The sequence below is a fragment of the Lysinibacillus sp. BS3 genome (assembly GCF_039614735.1).
In the GTDB taxonomy this organism is placed as follows: domain Bacteria; phylum Bacillota; class Bacilli; order Bacillales_A; family Planococcaceae; genus Lysinibacillus; species Lysinibacillus capsici.
In genome coordinates this window covers 660,785-683,789 of record NZ_CP154860.1, presented here as the reverse complement: position 1 = coordinate 683,789, position 23,005 = coordinate 660,785, and the positions used below count along the sequence as shown (strand labels likewise).

28 protein-coding genes and 1 other annotated feature are annotated in these 23,005 nt (G+C 35.0%); of the genes, 19 read left to right on the top strand and 9 right to left on the bottom strand.

The window, feature by feature from the left end:
• Positions 1–24: 24 nt before the first annotated feature.
• Together AAJG31_RS03555 and AAJG31_RS03550 are read right to left on the bottom strand one after the other, a co-directional pair.
• A complete protein-coding gene (locus tag AAJG31_RS03555) occupies positions 25–261 on the bottom strand; it encodes a ferredoxin family protein (RefSeq protein ID WP_279494772.1) in 237 nt (78 codons plus the stop codon).
• Between the two features lie 11 nt (positions 262–272).
• Positions 273–782, bottom strand: a complete 510-nt coding sequence (locus AAJG31_RS03550; protein ID WP_279494773.1) for a YwhD family protein — start codon at positions 780–782, stop codon at positions 273–275.
• 578 nt (positions 783–1,360) lie between these two features.
• Here AAJG31_RS03550 and AAJG31_RS03545 point away from each other — a divergent pair.
• From AAJG31_RS03545 to AAJG31_RS03530, 4 genes are all read left to right on the top strand, one after another.
• Positions 1,361–1,711 carry a PadR family transcriptional regulator gene (locus tag AAJG31_RS03545; RefSeq protein ID WP_016994532.1) on the top strand — a complete coding sequence of 117 codons (351 nt, stop codon included), beginning with the start codon at positions 1,361–1,363 and terminating at the stop codon, positions 1,709–1,711.
• A complete protein-coding gene (locus AAJG31_RS03540) occupies positions 1,698–2,696 on the top strand; it encodes a hypothetical protein (RefSeq protein WP_279494774.1) in 999 nt (332 codons plus the stop codon). Before AAJG31_RS03545 ends, AAJG31_RS03540 begins: the two co-directional genes overlap by 14 nt.
• A 124-nt stretch (positions 2,697–2,820) precedes the next feature.
• Positions 2,821–2,958, top strand: coding sequence for a hypothetical protein (locus AAJG31_RS03535; RefSeq protein ID WP_004228528.1), 138 nt, complete (start codon positions 2,821–2,823; stop codon positions 2,956–2,958).
• 129 nt (positions 2,959–3,087) lie between these two features.
• Positions 3,088–4,442 (top strand): IS3 family transposase gene (locus tag AAJG31_RS03530; RefSeq protein ID WP_139111235.1). Its coding sequence is split into 2 segments (ribosomal slippage): positions 3,088–3,541 and positions 3,541–4,442, totalling 1,356 coding nucleotides; the frame shifts between segments, so codons are not numbered across the junction.
• Positions 4,443–4,566: 124 nt separating this feature from the next.
• Here AAJG31_RS03530 and AAJG31_RS03525 read toward each other — a convergent pair.
• The 3 genes from AAJG31_RS03525 to AAJG31_RS03515 all read right to left on the bottom strand — a co-directional run bounded on the left by AAJG31_RS03525 (position 4,567) and on the right by AAJG31_RS03515 (position 6,063).
• Complete coding sequence (locus AAJG31_RS03525) at positions 4,567–4,977, bottom strand: DUF3888 domain-containing protein (protein WP_279494775.1); 411 nt, start codon at positions 4,975–4,977, stop codon at positions 4,567–4,569.
• Positions 4,978–5,002: 25 nt separating this feature from the next.
• Entirely contained in the window at positions 5,003–5,230 is a 228-nt protein-coding gene (locus AAJG31_RS03520; RefSeq protein ID WP_279494777.1) for a hypothetical protein, read from the bottom strand.
• Between the two features lie 194 nt (positions 5,231–5,424).
• Positions 5,425–6,063, bottom strand: a complete 639-nt coding sequence (locus AAJG31_RS03515; RefSeq protein ID WP_279494778.1) for a hypothetical protein — start codon at positions 6,061–6,063, stop codon at positions 5,425–5,427.
• 134 nt (positions 6,064–6,197) lie between these two features.
• Here AAJG31_RS03515 and AAJG31_RS03510 point away from each other — a divergent pair, with 134 nt between their 5' ends.
• Positions 6,198–7,079, top strand: a complete 882-nt coding sequence (locus tag AAJG31_RS03510) for a hypothetical protein (protein WP_279494779.1) — start codon at positions 6,198–6,200, stop codon at positions 7,077–7,079.
• A 396-nt stretch (positions 7,080–7,475) separates the two neighbouring features.
• On the opposite strand, the gene AAJG31_RS03505 is transcribed toward AAJG31_RS03510, so the two are convergent.
• Positions 7,476–7,598 carry a YjcZ family sporulation protein gene (locus tag AAJG31_RS03505; RefSeq protein WP_081456919.1) on the bottom strand — a complete coding sequence of 41 codons (123 nt, stop codon included), beginning with the start codon at positions 7,596–7,598 and terminating at the stop codon, positions 7,476–7,478.
• A gap of 238 nt (positions 7,599–7,836) precedes the next feature.
• Between AAJG31_RS03505 and AAJG31_RS03500 the strand changes: the two genes are divergently transcribed.
• The 8 genes from AAJG31_RS03500 to AAJG31_RS03465 all read left to right on the top strand — a co-directional run bounded on the left by AAJG31_RS03500 (position 7,837) and on the right by AAJG31_RS03465 (position 15,357).
• Complete coding sequence (locus AAJG31_RS03500; RefSeq protein ID WP_279494782.1) at positions 7,837–8,172, top strand: hypothetical protein; 336 nt, start codon at positions 7,837–7,839, stop codon at positions 8,170–8,172.
• A 16-nt stretch (positions 8,173–8,188) separates the two neighbouring features.
• Positions 8,189–8,602: a hypothetical protein gene (locus AAJG31_RS03495; RefSeq protein ID WP_345803570.1), complete on the top strand. Its 414-nt coding sequence runs from the start codon at positions 8,189–8,191 to the stop codon at positions 8,600–8,602.
• Between the two features lie 205 nt (positions 8,603–8,807).
• Positions 8,808–9,425 (top strand): cysteine peptidase family C39 domain-containing protein, encoded by a 618-nt coding sequence (locus AAJG31_RS03490; RefSeq protein ID WP_066037844.1) that lies wholly within the window; start codon positions 8,808–8,810, stop codon positions 9,423–9,425.
• Positions 9,426–9,887: 462 nt separating this feature from the next.
• On the top strand, positions 9,888–10,793 hold the full coding sequence (locus AAJG31_RS03485; protein ID WP_066037871.1) for an NAD(P)/FAD-dependent oxidoreductase: 906 nt from the start codon (positions 9,888–9,890) through the stop codon (positions 10,791–10,793).
• A gap of 201 nt (positions 10,794–10,994) precedes the next feature.
• On the top strand, positions 10,995–11,492 hold the full coding sequence (locus AAJG31_RS03480) for an ATP-binding protein (RefSeq protein ID WP_279494784.1): 498 nt from the start codon (positions 10,995–10,997) through the stop codon (positions 11,490–11,492).
• Positions 11,493–11,648: 156 nt separating this feature from the next.
• Positions 11,649–11,900: a binding site (T-box leader), on the top strand.
• Between the two features lie 78 nt (positions 11,901–11,978).
• Positions 11,979–13,340, top strand: coding sequence for an amino acid permease (locus AAJG31_RS03475; RefSeq protein ID WP_279494785.1), 1,362 nt, complete (start codon positions 11,979–11,981; stop codon positions 13,338–13,340).
• 188 nt (positions 13,341–13,528) lie between these two features.
• Positions 13,529–13,999 (top strand): peptide-methionine (S)-S-oxide reductase, encoded by a 471-nt coding sequence (locus AAJG31_RS03470; protein ID WP_258858751.1) that lies wholly within the window; start codon positions 13,529–13,531, stop codon positions 13,997–13,999.
• A 515-nt stretch (positions 14,000–14,514) separates the two neighbouring features.
• Complete coding sequence (locus AAJG31_RS03465) at positions 14,515–15,357, top strand: DUF5700 domain-containing putative Zn-dependent protease (protein WP_279494786.1); 843 nt, start codon at positions 14,515–14,517, stop codon at positions 15,355–15,357.
• 193 nt (positions 15,358–15,550) lie between these two features.
• Here AAJG31_RS03465 and AAJG31_RS03460 read toward each other — a convergent pair whose 3' ends face one another.
• Entirely contained in the window at positions 15,551–15,982 is a 432-nt protein-coding gene (locus tag AAJG31_RS03460; protein WP_279494787.1) for a hypothetical protein, read from the bottom strand.
• Positions 15,983–16,218: 236 nt separating this feature from the next.
• Between AAJG31_RS03460 and AAJG31_RS03455 the strand changes: the two genes are divergently transcribed.
• The 3 genes from AAJG31_RS03455 to AAJG31_RS03445 all read left to right on the top strand — a co-directional run bounded on the left by AAJG31_RS03455 (position 16,219) and on the right by AAJG31_RS03445 (position 17,456).
• On the top strand, positions 16,219–16,509 hold the full coding sequence (locus tag AAJG31_RS03455; protein WP_066037872.1) for an RNA polymerase alpha subunit C-terminal domain-containing protein: 291 nt from the start codon (positions 16,219–16,221) through the stop codon (positions 16,507–16,509).
• A gap of 18 nt (positions 16,510–16,527) precedes the next feature.
• Positions 16,528–17,088 carry a DUF4256 domain-containing protein gene (locus tag AAJG31_RS03450; RefSeq protein ID WP_066037849.1) on the top strand — a complete coding sequence of 187 codons (561 nt, stop codon included), beginning with the start codon at positions 16,528–16,530 and terminating at the stop codon, positions 17,086–17,088.
• Between the two features lie 134 nt (positions 17,089–17,222).
• Complete coding sequence (locus tag AAJG31_RS03445) at positions 17,223–17,456, top strand: DUF3953 domain-containing protein (RefSeq protein WP_279494788.1); 234 nt, start codon at positions 17,223–17,225, stop codon at positions 17,454–17,456.
• A 15-nt stretch (positions 17,457–17,471) separates the two neighbouring features.
• Here AAJG31_RS03445 and AAJG31_RS03440 read toward each other — a convergent pair whose 3' ends face one another.
• Entirely contained in the window at positions 17,472–17,606 is a 135-nt protein-coding gene (locus AAJG31_RS03440) for a hypothetical protein (RefSeq protein WP_277620335.1), read from the bottom strand.
• A 265-nt stretch (positions 17,607–17,871) separates the two neighbouring features.
• On the opposite strand from AAJG31_RS03440, the gene AAJG31_RS03435 reads away from it, so the two are divergent.
• A complete protein-coding gene (locus AAJG31_RS03435) occupies positions 17,872–18,072 on the top strand; it encodes a hypothetical protein (protein ID WP_054549372.1) in 201 nt (66 codons plus the stop codon).
• Positions 18,073–18,244: 172 nt separating this feature from the next.
• Here AAJG31_RS03435 and AAJG31_RS03430 read toward each other — a convergent pair whose 3' ends face one another.
• On the bottom strand, positions 18,245–18,502 hold the full coding sequence (locus AAJG31_RS03430) for a hypothetical protein (protein WP_244205647.1): 258 nt from the start codon (positions 18,500–18,502) through the stop codon (positions 18,245–18,247).
• A 655-nt stretch (positions 18,503–19,157) separates the two neighbouring features.
• On the opposite strand from AAJG31_RS03430, the gene AAJG31_RS03425 reads away from it, so the two are divergent.
• Positions 19,158–21,266, top strand: a complete 2,109-nt coding sequence (locus AAJG31_RS03425; protein ID WP_279494790.1) for an S-layer homology domain-containing protein — start codon at positions 19,158–19,160, stop codon at positions 21,264–21,266.
• A gap of 668 nt (positions 21,267–21,934) precedes the next feature.
• On the top strand, positions 21,935–22,564 hold the full coding sequence (locus AAJG31_RS03420) for a hypothetical protein (protein ID WP_066037853.1): 630 nt from the start codon (positions 21,935–21,937) through the stop codon (positions 22,562–22,564).
• Positions 22,565–23,005: the final 441 nt, after the last annotated feature.

Genomic DNA, 23,005 nt, shown 5'->3' with positions numbered 1-23,005 from the left:
CAATTTATATGGATAAAGACAATGTTAATTTCGAAAATGATTTCGTGCTAGCAGGGTTGCTGACTGATATTCATAAGGCAAATCATCCTCAAAATAAATCGCTTCTACTGGACATACTAATTCACAAGCTCCACAATCAATGCAAAGATCTGGATCAATTACATATTGGGTATCTGTCCTAACAATGCAATTTACTGGACATACATCCAAACAGACAGCCGCTTTTTCATCCCTGCATAATTCTGTAATTACAAATGCCATTATAAATCCTCCTATACAGACAACTGGTGTTTTAATTCTTCGGGTGAGTGTTTCCAATACGCTTCATTAAATTCAGATAAAAACTGATAAAGTAGCTTTTTTGAATGACTATCCATATGCTGCAAGAGAAATTTCCCTTTCAGTGCCTTATCTAAAAAATTTACCTGCTCTGGCAAAGATTTATAGCCAAGCTTAATACGACGTTCTTCTTTTGATACCCGTACTTCACTTGCGGTACATCCCGCATAATAGGGGCCATTTTGATTAACCTGAATCGCTACCCAAACTATCCAATAACGATAATAATCGCTGCTAGCATGAGCTAGATCAGGTGAAAAACGAACTTTTTTTTCAATTTTACTTCGTCCGTGTAGGGCTTCTAAATCTATAAACACGTGCTCTTTTTCACAATCTATAATAATTGACGTTACATTATTTAGATCAAGGGTACCTACTCCGTAACCTCCATCTCCGTCAGTTGAATCGTTACTTAAAATTGTAAAATGCATTTTCTCTTTCATAGAAGTCACCTCGACACATTTGTATTTCCTGATTAATAAATAGTTAATCAGTCTGAACATACAGTTTTGCTCATAGCAAAAAATCACATAAAAAAACATCACTGTACGCTACGTTGTACAAGATGTTCTACCTGTTGGTAATTTTTCAAGTACAAAACTAACAAACACATTACGTATAGTTTTTATAAATTAAGATACTTGAACGTTTTAGTAGTAATTTTTTTCTATACGTAATGGTTGTCTAGGATTTTTCCTAATACTTTTATGGTTAAAAAGTATAAATACAATATACCGTCTAACATCAATGATTGTCTTCAGACTAATGTCTGAAATGTTATGTATTGGAAATTAGTGATTGGACCTTTAATTAACGGAACGTGGTTGCTATCAATTTTGCCCTTCCTTTTTAATTGGTAGAAAGCAAGTATCTGTAAAAGAGACAAAGACTCCTGTGTTGAAAAACAGCTTTTTTTCTATAAAGGAAATTAATTGCTTGTTGTTGTAACAATAATAGTGTACGATACATAGTATAAGTTATACAGTGTATATCATATAGTAAGTGAAATAGAGGTGAGTGCATGAGTACGTTACTGAATTCATTAATGACAGAACTTAGGAGAGGAACACTGACATTAGCCGTTTTAAGTCAATTACGAACACCGCAGTATGGATATTCACTTGTTCAATTATTGGAAGATTCGGGCATTAACATCGATCAAAGTACATTATATCCATTGCTTCGGCGTTTAGAAAAACAAGAGTTAGTGACAAGTAGCTGGGAAACCTCTGAGAGTAGACCCCGCAAGTATTATGTATTAAGTGAATATGGATTAGACGTCTTTTTGCAATTGAAACGAGAATGGATTAATAATTCAAAAGAACTTTATGAGCTACTAAAAGGAGATGAGGATAAAGATGAATCTGACTGAAATTTATATTCAAGAAGTCACGCGGAGGCTGCCTGAAAAAAATCGTGAGGATATTGCACTTGAGTTACGATCAACCATTGGGGATATGCTGCCTGATGATTACAATGAGCATGATGTAAAGGAAGTACTTGAAAAATTAGGGAATCCAGCGGCGTTAGCGAGCGGTTATCGTGATCAACCAATGCATTTAATTGGCCCTCGCTATTTCGATGTATACCTCTCGTTACTAAAAATGATTATTCCAATTGCTGCTGTCATTGCGGTCATCTCAATGATTGCTGAATATTTTATTAGTTTTGGTGGGGAAGAGGCGGTTATGAATGCTTTTCTCAATATGATGGGTGAAGGAATATGGAGAATCATCGAAGTAGGCATACATGTCTTTTTCTGGCTAACGGTCGTATTTGTCATTTTGGAACGAACTGATAAAGGAAAAGAACAGCATCCATTATCAGCAAGTCTTAAAAAATGGACTCCTGAGGATTTGAAAACTGTCATTTATATTCCGAAGAAAAAAGCAATTACCAAGCTTGAAGTATTTGGCTATTTAATGTGGACGGCCATTTGGGCAACTCTATATTTTTATGCAAATCATCTTTTAGGTATATATGAAGGTGGCGGAGAGGGTCTCAAGTTCGTAATGCCAGCTTTAAATCAGGATGTTTTACTTCGTTATTGGCCTATTGTAATTGTTGTCATTGCTCTCGAAATTGGGTTAGCTCTCTACAAACTACTAAAAGGGCAATGGACGAAAAAAGTGGCAATCTTTAATACAGTTGTGGAGCTTTTCGCAACCGTTGTATTCATTGTGATAGTAAGTAATCCGAATTTAATGAACCAAGAAAGTATCACGTACATGAGTAAATTATTTACCACATCTACTAAGCAATTTGAAATATGGCTAATTGCCGGCATAATTATTATATTTGTTGTATCTGCGGCAATCAGTATATTCGACGGCTTCCGCAAGGCACGAATTCGTTAATTCATCGTTGTTTATCAACCATGGATACTTTACTTAAAGATGGCCACCGTATAGTGCCATCTTTTTCTTTTGAAATCTATGTAAGATGAAGTGAAATTACATAAATAGACAGTGGGGGAGTAAAATGGATTTACTAATTGGAATAGCGATTGTACTAATTGTGTTTTTCTCTTCAAGCATAATAGAGAGAAAGTTAAAATCGATTGAAAGGCAAAACAATCGCATAATAGAAATACTAGAAGAAATAAGAGATAGAAAATAAATAGATCATCTACTAACAGCGAAGTTTAGTGTAACGATGAAATACCCCATCAAAGTAAGACACAAAATCTAGCTTTGAACTGCTCCCCAAATGTTAGACACATCTAACATTTGGAGGAGCAGTTTTTATATGGCTAAATTTACATCGGAAGAAAAACTACAAGCAGCCTTACGTTACATAAAAGGCAATGAAAGTTCACATGAAATTGCTAAATCTATCGGAACAGATCACAAAGCAATTCTTAATTGGGCGAAACAATATGAGTATAATGGCGTAGAAGCGTTTATAAAGCGATATACAAATTATTCGGCACAGTTTAAACTAGACGTACTAAACTTTATGATTGAAAATGGTACGTCCTTACTTGAAACAGCAGCTATCTTTAAGATAGCTACGCCTTCTACACTTCGTAGTTGGAAAAAGCAATTTAAAACAAAAGGATTCGATGCCCTTCAATCAAGGAAAAAGGGGCATCCATCCATGAAAAAAGAAACGAACAAACAACCAAAACAAGCACCAGTAGAAGGGACACCTGAAGCACTTCAAGCAGAAATCAATCGTCTACGTATGGAAAATGAGTACTTAAAAAAGTTGAACGCCTTAGTTCAAGCCAAGGAAAAATCACCAAAGAAGACAAAGTAAAGGTCATCTATGAATTAAGGCATAAATACTCGGTGAAGGCGCTTGCGAAATTCGCAGGCATTCCACGTAGCACGTACTATGATTTAGTGAAGAAGATGGATCGTCCAGATCCAGATGCCGAGTTAAAGGCCGAAATTCGAGCAATTTATAACGAACACGAAGGTCGTTATGGTTATCGTCGTATTCGTGATGAGCTAGCAAATCGTGGGAAAAAAGTGAATCATAAAAAGGTTCAACGTATCATGAAAGAATTAGGTTTAAAGTGCTTAGTGCGTATGAAGAAATACAAATCTTATAAAGGGACAATCGGTAAGATTGCGCCTAATAGATTGGATCGTAACTTCATAGCAGAAGCACCGAATGAAAAATGGGTTACAGATATTACGGAGTTTAAGCTGTTTGGTGAAAAGCTCTATTTATCACCTATTTTAGACTTATTTAACGGCGAAATTATTACGTACACAATTGGTCATAGACCAACATATTCGCTTGTATCAGAAATGTTGGAGAAGGCACTAGAGAGGTTGCCAGAGGAACATCAATTATTGATGCATTCAGATCAAGGTTGGCATTACCAAATGAAACAATATCGCCACGCCCTTGAATCAAGAGGCATTGTGCAAAGTATGTCACGTAAGGGAAACTGTTATGACAACTCTGTCATGGAGAATTTCTTCGGCATCATGAAGTCAGAATTCCTCTACTTAAAGGAATTTGATAGTGTCGAGCATTTTAAAAAGGAACTTGAAAAGTATATAACGTATTACAACACGAGACGTTTAAAGGCAAAATTAAAACTGAGTCCGGTAGAATACCGAACTCAGTTTACCCAAGCTGCCTAAACGAAATAACCGTGTCTAACTTATAGGGGTCACTTCACTTTGACGGGGTGTTTTTATCTGTCAAAGAAGAAAAATCGCACGACATTAAATAAAGGGACAAGTCTATGATTTTAATGGGAAGGTATTATTCTGGCGGATATTTATACGTCTTTAGATGTGTGTGATGAATCAATTTAACATCTGGTCCTGAAGAAATTTCATAGGTCATTCGATCCTTTCCAATAGGAATCCATTGTCCGCCATCCGTAGGTTCAATTTCAAATGTAATTTGCATGTTAAAGCCTCGGAAATGATTTCTTTTTGTTTCAATTACTTCAATTTTCCAGGGAGTAATATGAGGGGAAACATCCTCTCTAACCTTTGAATAATAATTGGTCAAATCTTCTTCAATATAAGGAGTAAGCAATAGCATGAGCATATCCTGCAATCTCAGCTCGTTAGAATCCTGTGTTGGTTCAGCTGTTGAAGCGGGTATTGTTTGAAATGAAGTAACTAGTACAAGGGAGAATATAAAAACGAGTAATATCTTTTTCATTTTCTTCCAAACACCTCTTTGTGGTCTAATGCATTGTATTGTTACCTTTATGGAGTGAAGTATGTATGATCGAAGTAAAGGTGTTCGAGTATAGGCTATACAAACAATAGAAGATATTTTCTGACATGACGATTGGCAAAAAATAAGCTGCAATACTGTTCAACATAATAAATGCTGGGAACCAATCATTTTGACGGAGCTTAGCTATATTTTGACCACCATTCGATAAAAAATTTAAAATAACCACTAACATAAATCTACGTCCCCTCATAACTAATTAATTTTATATTGGATGGCGATGGCAAAAAAATAGAAGGGGCACGGATGGAAGTGCCCCTTAGTAACAAATCGGGAGGTGCCATGTTAAACGAATTCGCTTAACACTACTTCTATTTATATGATAAGATTACTTGGTTTTATGGACCATCATCTTGAATATGCTAAAATTTACACGTCGTAGCGAAGAATGGCTCTTATCCAGTCCTTTACTAATAGTTCCCATTGGAGCTGTGAACTGTCTAAGGGGAGAGAGAGACTTTGCAGCTCTTTAGGGAGCAAGTGTATTTTATGACGTATCATTTCATTGTCAGGTGATTCTGTATCGATAAATAAAAGATAGCGTCCGATTAAATCTTCCTTATACATAGATGGATAATCAAGGGCTTTTAATACACGTGTAGAAAATTCCACACCATTTAGCTTTACTTCAAAATGTCCTCGCACATTAAATTCACAGTGAATATGTGTACCAGGTAATCGATATAGCGCTTGTAGGAAAGCAGCTAATGTTCTTTCACTAATGAAATAGGTTTTCCAATAGTATTGACTCTCTTCATGTTTATTTGAATTAGCATCATATGTATCATACCTTATTTCGATTGTTGTTTCTGCTTCGGTAGATTTTTTCCTAGTGAGGTAGTGCCGAGCAATTTTTTTAATGGTGTGATGATCTAAGTCACATCCATAGCTGAGAATAGTTACTTGTCTACGTTGTGCTTTGGCGAATAACCGCATTTCTAAATTTGCATCACTATTTAAATCCCAGCCATAGCGTGGGTTGTAATGAATACATGTACTTTTGTTCATTGCGACCTCCTTTTTCCCATGTCTACTAACATTATAAATAATTTTGTCTAATTTTCCTTATTTTTCTTTTAAAAATGAAACTTTTGGATTTTAAGTTTCGTATAAACTGGAAAATACTCTTTTAGAAGGTAATTATGGCTAAATGGAGAGGCACAATCCTTCTTTGTACATTGCTATTAACAGCCTGTACAGCAGAAACTGTTCAACCTAAGGAACAAATACTGGAAGGGAAAAACGATGAAAATATTGTGGTCACAAAGGATGGCAAAATAACCTTTGAAATTAAGAATGAGATTGGTGTTCCACAAGATAAAGTAGAGGCTATAAAGGATGAAATTGTGACAGCATACGACCACATAAAGAATTCTATACATACTTCCTACACGCCATCTGAGCATATCAACGTATGGTTTATGGAAGACGGTCTATCCTGGGGGTTTGCATCGAAAATCGAACTAGTTGGCGTTAAAGAAGATACCTATCCACTTGTCCATGAAATGACCCATTCTTTACTTGGCTATGGCAACAATTTTGGATCAGACCATGGCTATTTTACACAAGAGGGTTTTGCAAGTTATATGGAGGAACAATACGGAAAAAATAAATTATACTTTGAAAAATACATGAAGCATTATTTGGATTCAGATAAGTTAATTCCTATTAGTAAGTTAATTGATCCAAATCAAGATGATGTCTATTTTCGCCCAGCACTTTCAAGTGAAGAACAGAATCGAGTCATGATGGAGATGAGCTACACACATGCGGCATCATTTGTTACATATTTAATTGATACCTACGGACTCGAAAAGTTTGAACATATATATAACGAGAAAGAACTAGCGCAAAAATTAGAGGAAGTTTACGGAAAGAGTAGTAGTGAGTTAGAAAAGGAATGGTTAGCATTTATTCAACAACAACAAGGGTTTACTCATGAGGAAAAATTTAAATCAGGAAATTTTTATGATATGAATACAATTCTTCTTCAAATAGATCCAAAATATTTTGCCAAGGAATAATATTTTTCTAAAAGTAAACCCAAGTGCTCTTTATTCAGAGCTCGTGGGTTTACTTGTGTATGAATTCGGATGAAACTGTCTATGTAATAAATGAACGCCCAGTAAAACGCACAGACCACCAATGCTTCTTAATAATATATTTTTGAGAAATACTGTATCGTCAACCGTAATCACAATCAACATAGGGCCAACCATAATCAATGCGATGCCTAGTAATGCTTTAATTACTCTCAACATGTAGAATTCACCTCAAATTTACCATTTCAGATTTGATTATCGCACGATTATCTGAAAAGGAAAAGGGTCACTAGGCTGGTAAAGTGACCCTTATAAAAAAGCTAGTATGACCTTACAAACTTTAGGAGTCTGTAAAAGGTTAGGTGCTAATTGGGATGATTAGTACATGAAAGAAGCGCCAACAATAATTAAAAGAATGAATAGAACGACGATTAATACGAATGTTGAACCGTAATAGCCGCCACCGCCAGAGTCGCCGCCATAATAGCAGCTGTTGTTCATGTTACCTACGTTTCCATTGTATCCCACTGAAAATCCCTCCTTTCTACAACCTATAATATGTGTGCTGGCAGAAAGGAGAAATGGTATTTACCCTATGGTTCTAAAAAATGCTGAAAACATTCTTGTAAATTACTTTTATAGAAGAAGGTTTTTCATTTACTTAATTTTGATTTTTTTACATAATTAGAGAGTGGTGTTTTAGGTTTCAAGTAAAGTTAGAAAAGAAAGTGGGCGTTACATGCTACGGGAAAAGCTAAAGCAAAAAATCATAAGTGAACCAACTGAATGTATGGCTTATTTAACAGAATTAGTGAAGTCAAATCGAATTTATAATGGGGAAGTATTGGCAATCATTATAGATGTTATAAAAAATGGACCTTATCAATTAACCAACACGCAGTGGGATGCCTTGTTAGATAAGGGTTTACTACCTGATTTTTATGTAGAATGTGATAGCTGTGAAGATACCATTCCCTGGTCAGAAATGTACCATGCGATCTTCATAGCGAGAGATCATTATTGTCCCTTTTGTAGATATTTAGCAAATAAAGAGAATACAAGATTATTAGACTAGGATGGTAGAGGCAATAATGAAATGGTTCATGATAATTGCCGAATGGCTATTGTTTTTATATGTGTTAATTTGTCTATTGAGCTTTAACATAATTCACCTTGGAAACCTTCTCTATGTGGATATGCCGCACGAAGAATCGATGACTGTGACAGCATCCTTTGCGCAGACATCACTGTTTATTATAGGTATAGGTGTTGTTTGTTTTTTGTATATGAAATATTTATGGGGCAGTAATGCTTATAAAAAGTCAAAGGCAGTGATCTGGGGAAGTCTATTTGCCTGCCATGCATTGACAAGCGGTTTTTATTTGCTCATGCGATATGGGCTTATATGGAATCAACATGAAGCAATGGAGCTTTTATTATCGACGATCATTAGTTTCGTCCTTACAATCCAGGCTGTGATGAAATATGTAGCAAGTAAATATTGAAAGAGTGAGATGCTAGGAAACTGGTATAGTAAAGCAACGTTTGACTTATTCAACAAACGGGCATTTAATTAAGTAAAACATAAACCAAAATTGGATAATTATGTTGAAATGAAGAAGAAATAAAATATACTAAAAAACGGAGCGGATAGTGAAAAAAGGACTTAGAATATCGATTTAATTAGACACAAAGATATGGGGGTCGTGTATGTTTATAGTTAGTCAAGTTATTTTATGGATTATTATATCAACTATTATTAATGCATATTTAATGACATTACCCATACCTGTTTTACAGAGAAGAGATTTTCCAGCTAACTATCTTATTCAACAAAACAATCGAATAGATTTTCAAAAGAATAACGAATGTGCAGCATTTTCAACAGCATATCTATTACGTCATTTTGGCATGGAAGATGATGGTGAAGGGTTATATACGCATTTTCCTAGTAAAACTAGGGTTGGTACTGTATATCCAAAGGGAATCCGAACGGTGTTAAGAAAAAAGGGTTTTAAAACAAAATATCATAAAGGAAATGTAAGTACATTAAAGTATGAAGTTAGTAAAGGAACTCCCGTGATTGTTTTTATTAAAACACAAAAGGATCGTAACTATCTGCATTTTGTCCCAGTAGTAGGCTATGACAAGGAATATATTTACCTTTCAGAATCAATAAAGAAACTGGTGAATTGTGATGATGTACACAATCGCTATAATCGAAAAGTTCCAATTAATGAATTTAAGAAACTATGGAATGTAAAGAGAATTCATATGCTTCTTTATAGCAATACTTACATAGCCGTAGACGCCACACAGTCTAGTTAATTGTTTTATCATTTAAAATGTTTACAATAACAAGAAACAGGAGTTGAACGTTATTTAACAATCGGGCGAGATTTTGCAATAAGAAAAAACACTCAAATTATCAAATAATATAAACTAACAACGCAATATTTTTTATGTGAACTAACTGGTGGAGACATTCAATATCAAGACTTAGATGAAGAAATTGCTTGGTAGGATAGCAATGAAATTTCAAAATTTATTCATGCATACCCGAAAGACTCAGAAGCTATTGAACAACTATTATCAAATTTATCTTAAAAAAATCTTCCACAATTGTGCGCATTTCTTTAAAAAGGAATGCGTCTTTTTTAATACGAAATAAACAAAAACTCCGCGTTATTTTTTAGTGTGTAAAGAATGGAAATCCATGATGTAGGAAATAATGTAGTTCTCGAATGCAAATTACAATTCAAAAGAAAGCAAATTATTGTGGAGGTAAAAATGACTGTTCTTGATTGTATCATTATAGGCGGAGGTCCTTCTGGGTTAAGTGCTGGCTTAACTTTAGGAAGAGCTAGGAGAAATATTGCATTAATGGATGATGGGACAAATAGGAATAGAGTGACACAGGCGTCACATGGATTTATTACGCGTGATGGAATAAAACCACAAGCATTTAAAGAAATAGCTTTAAAAGAGTTGGTGAATTACCCGTCCGTCTCCTATCTTAATGCGACAGTTACTGAAATTATAAAGGATATAGGTAATGAGCGATTTACTGTCAAAACATCTACTAGTCAGGAATTAGTTTCAGAAAAAATAATACTCGCCACCGGTGTTCAAGAAATATTTACTATACCAAGTATAAGAAAGTTTTATGGGAAAAGTCTATTTAGTTGTCCGTATTGTGATGGTTGGGAGCAAAAGGATAAGCCATTAGTGGTGATGGCAGAAAAAGAAGAGCATGTACTGCATTTGACTAAGTTGATTTATAATTGGTCACAGGATTTGGTTGTCTTAACGAATGGAGCTCACTTATCTAAAGAAGGTAAAATGGAGTTACAAAAACACAATATCAAAATAATATCAGAAAAGATAAAAGACCTCATAGGTAATGATGGGTACTTGCAAAAAATAGAGTTTGAATCAGGAGCAACCATTATAAGGTCTGGTGGATTTGTGGCCCCATCTTATTATCGCCCCAATCAGTTTGCTGAGAAGCTTGGCTGTGATATTGATGAAGATGGAAAAGTCATAACAGATGGTGTTGGTAGAACAACTCAAAAAAATGTATATATTGCAGGGGAAACCGAAAGATCTAAACCATCCACTTTAATGATTTCAGCTGCTAAAGGTAATAAAGCTGCTGTTTCAGTAAATACTGATTTAACGATGGAACGCTTTTGATGACGCCAAAACACTTGGAATAGGATCTTAGCAATAACATATCAGCTAATGTATTCTCAAATATTGTGTTAGAGTTACTATAAGAAATGACGAAGAACGGATTTTGCTTGTAGAATCCGTTTTTGTTGTTCCAAAAATTATAGTTTTACAAGGGTAGGGTAACAACTAAAACCAATAAAAAAAGCTCGGGGGAAGAAAAACATGAAACAAGTGGGGACTCTATACTTTTTCTGTGGAAAAATGGGAGCAGGAAAATCAACAAAATCAAAACAATTGGCTAAAGAAAAAAATGCGGTACTTTTATCTGAGGATGAATGGCTTTCCTCTCTTTATCCCAATCAGATCACATCATTTGAGGACTATCTAAAATTATCAGCACAGCTCAAGCCGATGGTGAAAAAGCATGTCCAAAACATTTTGAGTGTTGGTACGCATGTAGTAATGGATTTTCCAGGTAACACTCAAAAACAGCGAAAGTGGTTTTTGGATATAGCGTCAGACGTCAATGCAAACCATCAACTAATCTACCTTAATTTAAATAACCAGCAATGCTTGCGTCAAATTGCGCAAAGGCGTAACGAACAACCCGAAAGAGCAGCTTTTGACACGGAAGCGACGTTTATTGAAGTTACTAAATTTTTTGAAGCACCAGAAGCTTCCGAGGGTTTAAATATATGGGAGTTTAGTGGGAAAGAATAACACAGAGTTATAGCACCAGGAAAAATTAGCTGGACTAAACCGCCTATAGAATTGTCATATGTAATTTATGCGGTTTATGAAGAATTTTTGAAAATTATATTGACAAACTATTTTTTTTCTGTAAAATGAAAAACAATTCAAAAATATTTGTATAGAACAAAGGCTATGAAAAGAAGTAGTATCAATTATTTTTACGAACAGAAAGTTACCGGTCGATGAGAGGTGCATGTAAAACGATTGAGAATTCATCTTGGAGCTGTGTACCGAAAGGATTATTCTAAGTAGGCTACGCCGGTAAGCACCCGTAATCATGTGCGAGAGTATCGTCAAATGACCGTACTTCTTAAGGTAAGTAATGTGAATTGCTTATAAATTAAAGGTGGTAACACGAGTTGAATCGTCCTTTTGGTTAATCCAAAAGGGCGTTTTTTTTATTCCTTTTTTGAGCAAGTATTTGAAAATCTAAACGTATGAGGAGTAAGCATTATGAAAGATAATCATCAAGATTCACAACTAAAGCGGGAATTAAGTACGCGTCACATGCAATTAATTGCACTAGGCGGGTCCATTGGAGTCGGTTTATTTTATGGCTCTAGTTCAACCATTCAAATGGCGGGACCATCTATTTTACTAGCTTATTTAATTGGCGGGTTAGTTATTTTCACCATTATGCGTGCATTAGGCGAAATGGCAGTAGCAGAACCTGTATCAGGCTCATTCAGTATGTACGCAAATAAATATTTAGGGCGCTTTGCTGGCTTCTTATCTGGATGGACATATTGGTTCATGTGGATTGTCGTGGGCATGGCAGAACTAACAGTTGTCGGTGTATATATTAACTACTGGTTTCCAGATATTCCACAATGGGTAACTGCCCTTGTCGTACTTGTGATGATGACGCTTGTAAACTTAGCAAATGTAAAAGCATATGGAGAATTCGAATTCTGGTTTGCGATGATTAAAGTTGTGGCAATTATCGGGATGATCGTTCTAGGATTAGCCATTATTTTCTTCGGTGTCGGCAATCACGGTGAAGCAATTGGCTTTGATAATTTATGGGCACATGGTGGCTTCATGCCAAATGGTTTCCATGGTATTTTAATGTCACTCGTATTAGTTATGTTCTCATTCGGTGGGGTTGAATTAGTGGGTATTTCTGCAGGAGAAGCAAAAAATCCTAGCAAGTCCATTCCATCAGCGATTAACAACATCGTTTGGCGTATTTTAATTTTCTATATTGGGGCGCTAGGCGTTATGATGGTTATTTATCCTTGGAACAAAGTTGGCTCAGAAGGTAGCCCGTTCGTTCAAATTTTCGATTACGTCGGTATCCCTGCTGCGGCTCACATTATTAACTTTGTCGTCATTACAGCTGCAATGTCTGCCTTTAATAGTGGCTTATATGGTTCAGGACGTATGCTACACAACTTATCGGTACAAAAAAATGGTCCAGAATATTTTAAAACAGTAAGCAAAAACGGTAGTCCGAGTCGAGGGATATTATTTTCGTCAGCTGTGTTATTAATCGCGGTTGTCTTAAACTATGTAGTACCTGAAAAAGTGTTCATCTATATTTCTGCAGTTGCGACGGTTGCAGTTATTACAAGCTGGATGATTATTTTATTAGCACAGTTGAAATTTAGGAAGTCAAAAACGAAAGAGGAAGTAGCCAAGCTGAAATTCAAAATTCCGCTTTACCCACTTTCTACGTATATTGCTATTGTATTTTTATTAATGGTTATTGTGTTAATGGCGTTTATTCCAGATATGCGTGTTGCCCTATATGTGGCACCAGTTTGGTTTTTCATCTTATATATTGGCTACAAAGTAATACATGTTAAAAAGTAGTTACATCTTTTATACTGATACTTCTACTGCGCAAATTGTTAAAAAATCATTTTGGTATACTCGATTCATTACGTTTATCTAAGGTTTAATAATTTTTAGCCATTAGTAAAGAATGTGATGAGTGCCTTCATTTATGAATAGGTTCATAATAAAATTGATCTGTATTTAGACAAAAAAGGAGGGGCAAGATGGAAGTAGTATATTTGGCTGGTGGATGTTTATGGGGCGTACAAGCTTTTATAAAAACACTACCAGGAGTTACGTTTACAGAAGCAGGAAGAGCGAATGGAACAAGCCTTACGCTTGAGGGCGATTATGACGGGTACGCTGAATGTGTAAAAACAGAGTTTGATCCCACAGTTGTAACCATTAGGGATTTAATGGGCTATTTATTCGAAATCATTGATCCTTACAGTTTGAATAGACAAGGACAGGATGTTGGCGAAAAATATAGAACAGGCGTATATAGTGAAATTCCTGAGCATTTAAAAGAGGCGAAGGCATTTCTTAGAGAGCGAAATGATTACGAGTTTATAATGGTTGAAGTGTTGCCCCTTACAAACTATGTCAGAAGTGCAGAGGAACATCAAGATAGATTAACCAGATGTCCAAATGATTATTGTCATATTCCCGCAGAAATTTTAAATAAATATAAATAACGGAATTTACGAGACCTTTCTATGTTATTAGTGCGTCATTTGGATTATCAGGTTATGTATTTGCTAAAATGCAGAAAATTAGAAGGAAATGATAAGTGCGTAAGAAGGGCTAGTGCGGTGTAGCTAAACCCGTTCTATGTAGGCTTGTTCCAAACGGAATTATTCAAGTAAAATAAGAGAGACAGCTATTTGTAAACATTATACCTAAAAATGGTAGTTAGAATAAGGAAGATAGTGTATTGGTATATAATATTGAACAATGTATTATCAAATCAATACATCACTATTATTTTTTAAAGATAAAGCCTGTATCTTCAATTACCAAGTAATTATGGATACAGGCTTTTTTTGTGGCCTTTTAATAAAGATTGATAATAATTAAGTTCGATTAGTTATAATAAATTTTTGATGAAAAAACTGTATGAAATAAGCAGGAACTAAAGATTATTTGGAGAAATTTAAAAGTATAGTTCAAATTAATGAAGAGAATTGTTATATAATGGAGGACGGTAATTATGAACATTTATAATACAGTTCCATATTTTTTATTAAACTACAAGCCTTCGGAGCGGTTCTTAAAACACTACCATGAAAAGTTCTCCCAACACTTCAAGGAATATTTTCTGTATCATTGTAAAAATGCAGATGAGAAGATTAAAAACGCCATTCAAAAATATCCTTCCAAAATGAGTGAGATAAAGGAATCGAGTGGAAAAATCGAAAGTCTAATTCAACAAGTTGTGTTAACTTACAGACAAAAATATAATGTCGAGTTCACTAAAGATGTACATATTATTGTTGGAGCATATGGGTCAAATGCATTTACACATCGTCAAATTATTCCTGAAGTGACTTTTTGTTTAGAAAAGCTCTCTTCTAATGATAAGCATTTAAAAGTAATTATTGCTCATGAATTTGGTCATACGCTTCATAATATTTTATCAGATCAGGAGGGTATGGATTGGTCTAAAGTTCAGTGGTTTCATCCCTTTACAGCGCTGTTTCAGGAAGGTTGTGCAACGTATTTTTCAGAACAAGTTGCTGATGCTGATAAATCGGTCTATTTTTTATACGATGATACTGGAGAAGAATGGTTAAGATTTGCAGAAGATAACAAAAAAGATATTATCACTAGTTTTTTGGGAGATATGAACAAACGTACACAACCTGAAATTATCCATGAATGGTTTTCAATTAATGGAGGTTCCAACTTTGGTTTCACACGTTTAGGGTATTTTATTGGATACAATGTGATTCAAATCTTAATTGAAAAGTATCAAGAGAAAGAGGCTGTTACACTTTGGAAAGAATCTACCTTCAATAAAGAAATAGAGAATGTGCTTTTAGAACTTACTTAAAATGATTTAATTAGAGTTAAGTTATTTGACATTCGGGCCCGATTGTCGAGTAACAGAGGATGAAAATGAACAAGCTTTTTATAAAAAACAAACTTAAAACTGCTAAAGAAGAGTCCATTTTGAACAATCTCTTTCAAAATGGATTCTTCTTATTTATCTTAAAACAAGTATTTACGAGAGGTGTTGCTCGAACTTATTTCAACTTGCTTCTCTGAGTAGGAAATAATATATCTTTATCTCTCATCGCATTTGTAAACATGACATTACGATACACAACCGGATTCTCTTTAATCCTTCCACTAGCTTTAAGCCAAAGAAATAAAGAACTTACCCTATCTATGATGGCATTGACAGTAGAAACTTTAAGGTCATCTTTAACATATTCGTAATCTAACCTCTCCTCATTTCCATGAAATCTATATGGGTTCTTGAGCCACAATTTGAAGTTAGTAAGAACATCAGGTTTACCGTCTAGATCCAAAATATCCAACCCTTTTATCTTCAAATACACAATGAAATACCATAAGTTGTAGCAGTATGTTCTTATCGTATTAGGGAATACTTCTCGTTCAGCTCTTGCTTGTATCATATCAAGATATTCCTTTACCAATGATTTAAAATCCAAGGATGCTACTCCCTTGCAGTATAGATTTCCAATAAAAAAATCACCGCTCATTTTGTTCAAGTAACAGATTTTTTGATGAGTAATTGAATTTGGCTAAAGTTAACTATAGAAGTTGTTAAATCAGTAAATGTAGCACCAACTTCAATAGAGCGTGAATTGATGAAAAATTAAAGTGTCCCTTTTCAATCCCTTTGAAGAAATATGGTAAAATGGACAAAAGTAAAGGCTTTGGAGGGATGAGGTTGGCAGAAAAAAGGTTAAAAGTTTGTGAAAAAGGACATCCATTTTACAAAAGCACAGATTGTCCAAGCTGCCCTACCTGTGATCAGGAAAATAAACCTAGCAGTGGCTTCCTTTCCAAATTGAGTTCACCTGCAAGAAATGCATTAGTACACGCAGGTATTGATACGTTGGAAAAACTATCTATGTATACGGAAAAGGAAATCTTAAAATTGCATGGTATTGGACCAGCCTCCTTACCGATTATGAAATCATCATTGAAAGAAGAAGGCTTGTCATTTAAATAAGTGAGGGGGAAGACAACAATGTCAACGAAGGAATTATCACAAGAGCAAACCGAGGAACTAATCAATACTTTGCAAGTTCGCTTCGAGAAAAATACATCTCGTCATGAAGGGCTTGACTGGGCAAATGTCCAAGCTAGGCTAGAGGCTAATAGGGAGAAACTATGGTCGCTCTACGAAATGGAAGCAACAGGCGGTGAACCAGATGTAATAGGCTATGATGCAAACACGGACGAGTTCATTTTCTATGATTGTTCTGCGGAAAGTCCTAAAGGTCGCAGAAGTTTATGTTATGACCGCGAAGCATGGGAATCTAGAAAAAATCACAAGCCTGAAAATACGGCTATGGACGTAGCCAAGGAAATGGGTATTGAGCTGTTAACAGAGGAGCAATATCGCCAACTACAGGAGCTTGGCAAGTTCGATTTAAAAACATCAAGCTGGGTACAAACACCTGACAACATTCGAAAACTAGGCGGAGCTATCTTCTGCGATCGTCGCTATGACATGGTCTTTATGTACCACAATGGAGCAGAATCCTACTACGCAGCAAGAGGCTTCCGTGGATCGTTAAGAGTTTAAGAAATAAAGGCATATGTCCGATTTGCGGATGAGCATATGCCTTTTTCTATGGAAATATAGTTATGCCAATGTCTTTCTAGTTAGCTATATCCTTTATTTAGTGTATGATAAACTAAAAGGGGAGGTGGAGAATTATGTTAAATTGTTTAAAAATTATTTTTTCCATCACAGGCATATCTCTCGCAGTTTACGGACTAATCACACGTGATTTCCAATTGAATTACCTCATGATATTGTTCTTAGGCTTTTTCATGTTCACTTTAGGTATTCAAGAATTTCAAAAACAGCGAACAGTTTATGGTTGGTTCCTAATGGGGGTATCTGTATTTTCAATCTATGTGTCCGTTCAGAGCTTTGTCTTGATATAAAGGAAGCAGCCACTGTTAATTTTCGTAATACCATACATCGATCAATTCCTTCCAGACATTTTCATAAATCACTTCCAAAGTATATAATGGCCCTTCATCTGGATGGGATTCAGTTAAAATTTGCATGGCATTTTTTTCTGTCGATGTCATGTTCAAATGTTCGTCTTTACCTCACGATTTGCCCCTTGTCCCATCATTATTATTTTTAGGATTTCATCAGGAAATGCAAATGTTTTTTCCTCCGTTTTAACTGTTTCATTACACCCTACAAGCAATAACAAAATGAATAATAAGAATATTTTCTTCATTATGTTCCTAGATATTTTATAGATTTGATGGGTCAGACCCGCTCATCGCTCATACCAGATATTTATATGTTATAATTTACATAAATTACATAAAATGAGGTGAAATGATGGAGAATGAAAAATTAGTTTGCAAGGCTTGTGGGCAGGATACCTTTACGATTGGACAGGTGGGTGGTACTACAAGCCAAGGCAATATACGACCTATTGGCGCAATTATGGCGGTAGGGTCACCACTCCAAATGACTTTTTGTAAAAACTGCGGGGAAGTTGCTTCATTTAAAGTGGTAAAACCACAGAATTTTAAATAATCGTTGAAAGGGTCACTGATAGGAAAGTGATCCTTTTTATATAGTGGACGTTTAAAAGGGGATAAGGATTTAAAAGCATACATATGTTCGACTTTGGTTAATTGAATACCGTGATATGAAACCTGTCTTACAAGACAAAACACCCTCTAATAGGTTAAAGGGTGTTTAAAAACTAGATAGAATTTCGATAAGCTCTCAAAGTTGAATGTAAGTTTGAATTCGAACTTGAGATTGATTTTTTATAGTTATACATACCTAATGGGCTTAAATGATTAGAACTAGATCCTAATAACCCTTGCTTTACTGCGCTTTTTAACGTTTCAATTTGTTTGCTAGATAGTTTAGAAGTTTTACTTTCTTCAAGAATTTTATTTACATTATTTATTTTTTCTTGATTCTCTTTTGATGTAGCTTTAACTTCCTTGCTCATTTGTCGTGTCAACCCATAATACTTAGACGAGGACTTTCGTGACATTAAATATTGCATAGTAGAGAAATTGGTCGTCATCATGATAAATTATCACCTTCCTAATCACATTTTTAGTTCCATAGTTGTTATCGTACTGAACTTGAAAAGATTTAGTATATTTACTTTTTTTAGTAATTGATTTTCGGGTTTAATCAGACCAGATGATGGCACCAGTAAGCTTTGAAAAACGTGGAGAAATACTATCAAGAACACAGTATTAAGTCAGTTGGATATAAACTATCATAACTACCACTGCCGAAGAAGCATATATTGTATATGAAAAATTTGCAATATCAATATATATTGAACGGATGGTTTGAATTACAGAAGGAAAAAAAGTAATAGGTAAAGAATATTTATTGTGGAAGACCCTATTAAAACTAGATGAGTTTGTTGATAGGAGGGATACAATTTAACAAGTAATTTGTGATGTAAAATAGGGCTCTAAGTAAAGTGAGAAGTCGCTGTACAAGCAAAGAATAATTCTAAGCTGTTAATAATTAAACAATTAACAGTACTATTAACGTTTGTTAATAGAAACGACATTAAATGGCTATAAAAATTAAAAAGTGAAGATGAAAGATACTTATTCCAAACTAAACTAAGGAGTGTTATTTTGAAAAATATTATTATTAGCATAGTATTTTTATTAAGCTTTGTCGTTTCATTTCTTTCAATAAATACAGTCACCTTTGCTGCAGTTGATTTCCCTGATATTGAGAATTCCTATGCAAAAAATGCTGTCAACGAGTTAGTTGAAAAAGGCATTATAAATGGTTATCCAGATGGTGAATTTAGACCAACATCAGCAATTACAAGACAAGATTTTGCTATAATTTTAGCGAAAGCACTGAATTTGAATCTAACTAACTCTCCAAGTACTCCAACATTTACAGATATTCCAACAACTCATTATGCTTATCCAGCTATCGAAGCAGCAGTTAAAGCCGGATTAATAAATGGGATAGGTGATGGGAAGTTCGGCGTTGGCTCAGGTTTAACACGTCAAGAAATGGCCACTCTATTTGCTAGAGCATTAGGTGGTGAAACTAATGGCCTTGGCGAACAACTTACTTTTGCTGACCAGCATAAAATTTCTGCTTGGGCAAGGGATGCGGTAGGTTTTGCAGTAGCATCAAACCTAATGACAGGCGATACATTAAATCGTTTCAATCCACAAGGAATTGCTGAAAGACAACAAGTTGCCCTTGTTGCTTCTCGATTTTTAAAGCAGATTGATAAAGTAACACCAGAACCAAAACCAGAACCAAAACCAGAACCAAAACCAGAACCAAAGCCAGATCCAAAACTAGAACCAAAACCAGTACCAAAGCCAGAACCAAAACCAGAACCAAACTCAGACTCAGACTCAGTTCCATCACCAACACCAATTGTAATTCCTGTAGTCGGGATTACATTGAATGAGGTGATAGAAAATCTTAAAATTGGTGAAACAAAGACATTAACAGTAAATGTTGTACCCGCAAATGCGACAAATAAACTTGTGAGATGGACTTCCTCAGATCTGAACGTTGCAACTGTTAACGGGCAGGGGAAAGTAATAGCGACTGGTATAGGGACTGTGACCATAACATCAACAACGGTAGATGGACTAAAAACGGCTTCAGTTACTTTCACAGTGACCCATAGCAATGGTGCAGCGATTACTGGCGTAGGAACGTCATCATCTGTTTTACAACTGGGAGAAACTACTAGTAGAACAGCAGAAACAACCGAATCAGGCACAATAACGTGGTCATCAAGCAATACAGGTGTTGCAACAGTTCATTCTAGTACAGGTGAAATTACTGCTCACACACCAGGCAACACAACCATTTCGTATACAAGTAGTAATGGTAAAATGAATTCTGTGAGTCTCACTGTATATGATGAGGCAACAGCAAAAAGCCCAACATATTCGCAAGTACTGCAAATGGATGAAGTAATAACAGCTTCAGTAGGAGCAGGTTTATCTGCAACAGCAACAAACAAAAGTTTTGTAGCTGAACCAACAAGTGTAGCGATAGTGAATGCTACAACTGGCCAAGTAACAGCTATAAGTGCAGGTAGCTCAGTTATTACGTATGTAGGAATGGATGCTAATGGCGTAGTAATTGAAAAAGGTACGACAACTGTGACAGTTCATCCACAAGCAGCAGTAGCAGCAATACCCATGGTGCCAGCACCTTATTCAGTTATTGGCTGGGGCTCAGCAGCAACTAATTTTACGCCTCCAGGAGTCGGACAATCCATCATCTGGACTGTAACAAATGGTACAGGAGCTGCAACAATTCAGCAAAGTACAGGGGCTATAAGAGGTGCTACAGCTGGTGATGTAACGGTAAACTATAAAATAGTAGATAATAACACTAGAGTAGTAGCTTACAAGTCAGCACCCGTAACGGTGACAATTCCAGATACACCAAGAGTTAATATTTCACCACCATATGTTGATGGTGGGACATTTGGTGAACCTTATTCCATGTCAACTAATGTGAATTTGACGGTTGCCATAACAGGGGAAAACAATTCAAATGTCACTTTCAGTAATCCGAGAAGTAATGATGACAATATTGCCACTGCAACGATTACGGGTCCAAATCCTTCTGGACATGTTTTTTTAAATGTGCAGAAGATTGGTACAGGAGAAGCTCAGATAACATTTGATTACACAGATATTAACAATAATACTGGGTCGATGACATGGATTTTTAATTTCCAATAGAACTAATTTTACAAGCTAAAGGATGCGTCTATGGACGTGTCCTTTTATAGTGTCGTTCAAAAGAGGCATTGACTAATCATTCCCTCTTTTTTCAGCATAAAGTCGGCAATAAAATCATCACAGCTTGGCGAGCAGCCATTCATATATAGTGAACCTCCAAGTAAATTAAGCGAATCAAAACAAAGCCAATATGATACAAAGCATGTCGCGTGTTAGTCGATGTATTGATACGAACCGATTGAAGCATTTTGGTGCAAAAGCATGACTTATGTAAATATTATAAGCATACCGTTAGCAGAAACGTTTGAACGGCTTGAGTCCTGTCTACTTAGAGTTGTTCATTTTGACAATTATGTGAATGGTTTTACCTAACTAACTTTAAAATGTTTTCAAGGGTTTTTGAAGAAAATTCACAGTAAATATTACTTTAGATGTACAAGTAATAACTTGTACGCCAATAATAAGGAAGGATAAGTGACGTGATTTGGCGTGATTTGTTTTTTATTTATAAATTACGCCAAAATATACATAATAAACGCCAAAAAAATGGCGTTGATTGAGTGTTGATTTAGAAAAGTTAAGAATGTTAGGATAAAATTACCTCGAGGGATATTTACTATAGTAATTCAACAACTATTACTAAATAGATTACAATAGGAGTTTATTTCATGAGAAAATTTAAATTAATGACTATTTTAATGATCACAATGACGTTACTTTTTTCAGGGGTCTCTAGTTCGTATGCAATTAGTACTGTTGAAAGTATGAATCAAGAACAAAAATTAGAAAATGATTTAGCAGAAGCACTTGAATTGATTTTTGACAAAGCAGTTTTAAAAAATAATAAAGAAGTTATTGTAGGTTATGATAGAGAAATAATAGAGACAGAATTAAAAGGTAATTCTATGAAAGAGGCGATCATTGAGGGATTAGAAGTAGAAAACCTACTAATTTCTTCTGAAGACGTTAATATAATTTCTGAACCACAAATTACACTATTTGCAGTAGCTTGTGAATGGCATGGTAAAAGAGAAACAATGGAATTTAGAGCAGCAGAAAATGAATGTATTAAAGAAGGTTTATCGAGTTATTTTGGTATTGCTACATCATTAACGATTATTGTTGATGCAATTAGAGCATCTAATTTCAAACAAGCTGCAAAATTAATTTTAAAAGAGTTTCCTAAAAAAGTTGCAGGTGCAACACTTCCAGGTTTAGTAATAAATCTTAGTGTTATCTCAGTAAGCTGTTCTACTAAGATGAACAAACTATTCCCAGGAAGTTCTAATTGTGAATAAGGAAAAATAAAATATGAAATTAATCAGGAACTTTCTAATTTATTTTATAGTCGGTGCGATAATTATAAACATTTCTAAGTTTATTTATAATAAAGAGGACTACTATTTTGATAGTAAAGAGACGATAATGTACGGTATTATCACTATGGTTGTATTTCTCATAATGGATTATGTAAGAAATATAAGTAAGTCCAGAAGTAAATAATTTTGTGATAAACCCAGGTATTCAATAATTTTGAGCCTGGGCTTTTTCCTTTTGTATTATTGGTATATTTAGTAATTAAATATTACTTTATATGAATACATACTAGAAGCGATGAAACATAATGAAAGCTTTGATTGTTCTAATTGTGCAATCACGAAGTCACATTCCCCCCAAAAACCCAAGAAATCAGGCGAAAAGCATGTCTTTGTACATTCACACAAAACCTCTTTGCGAAT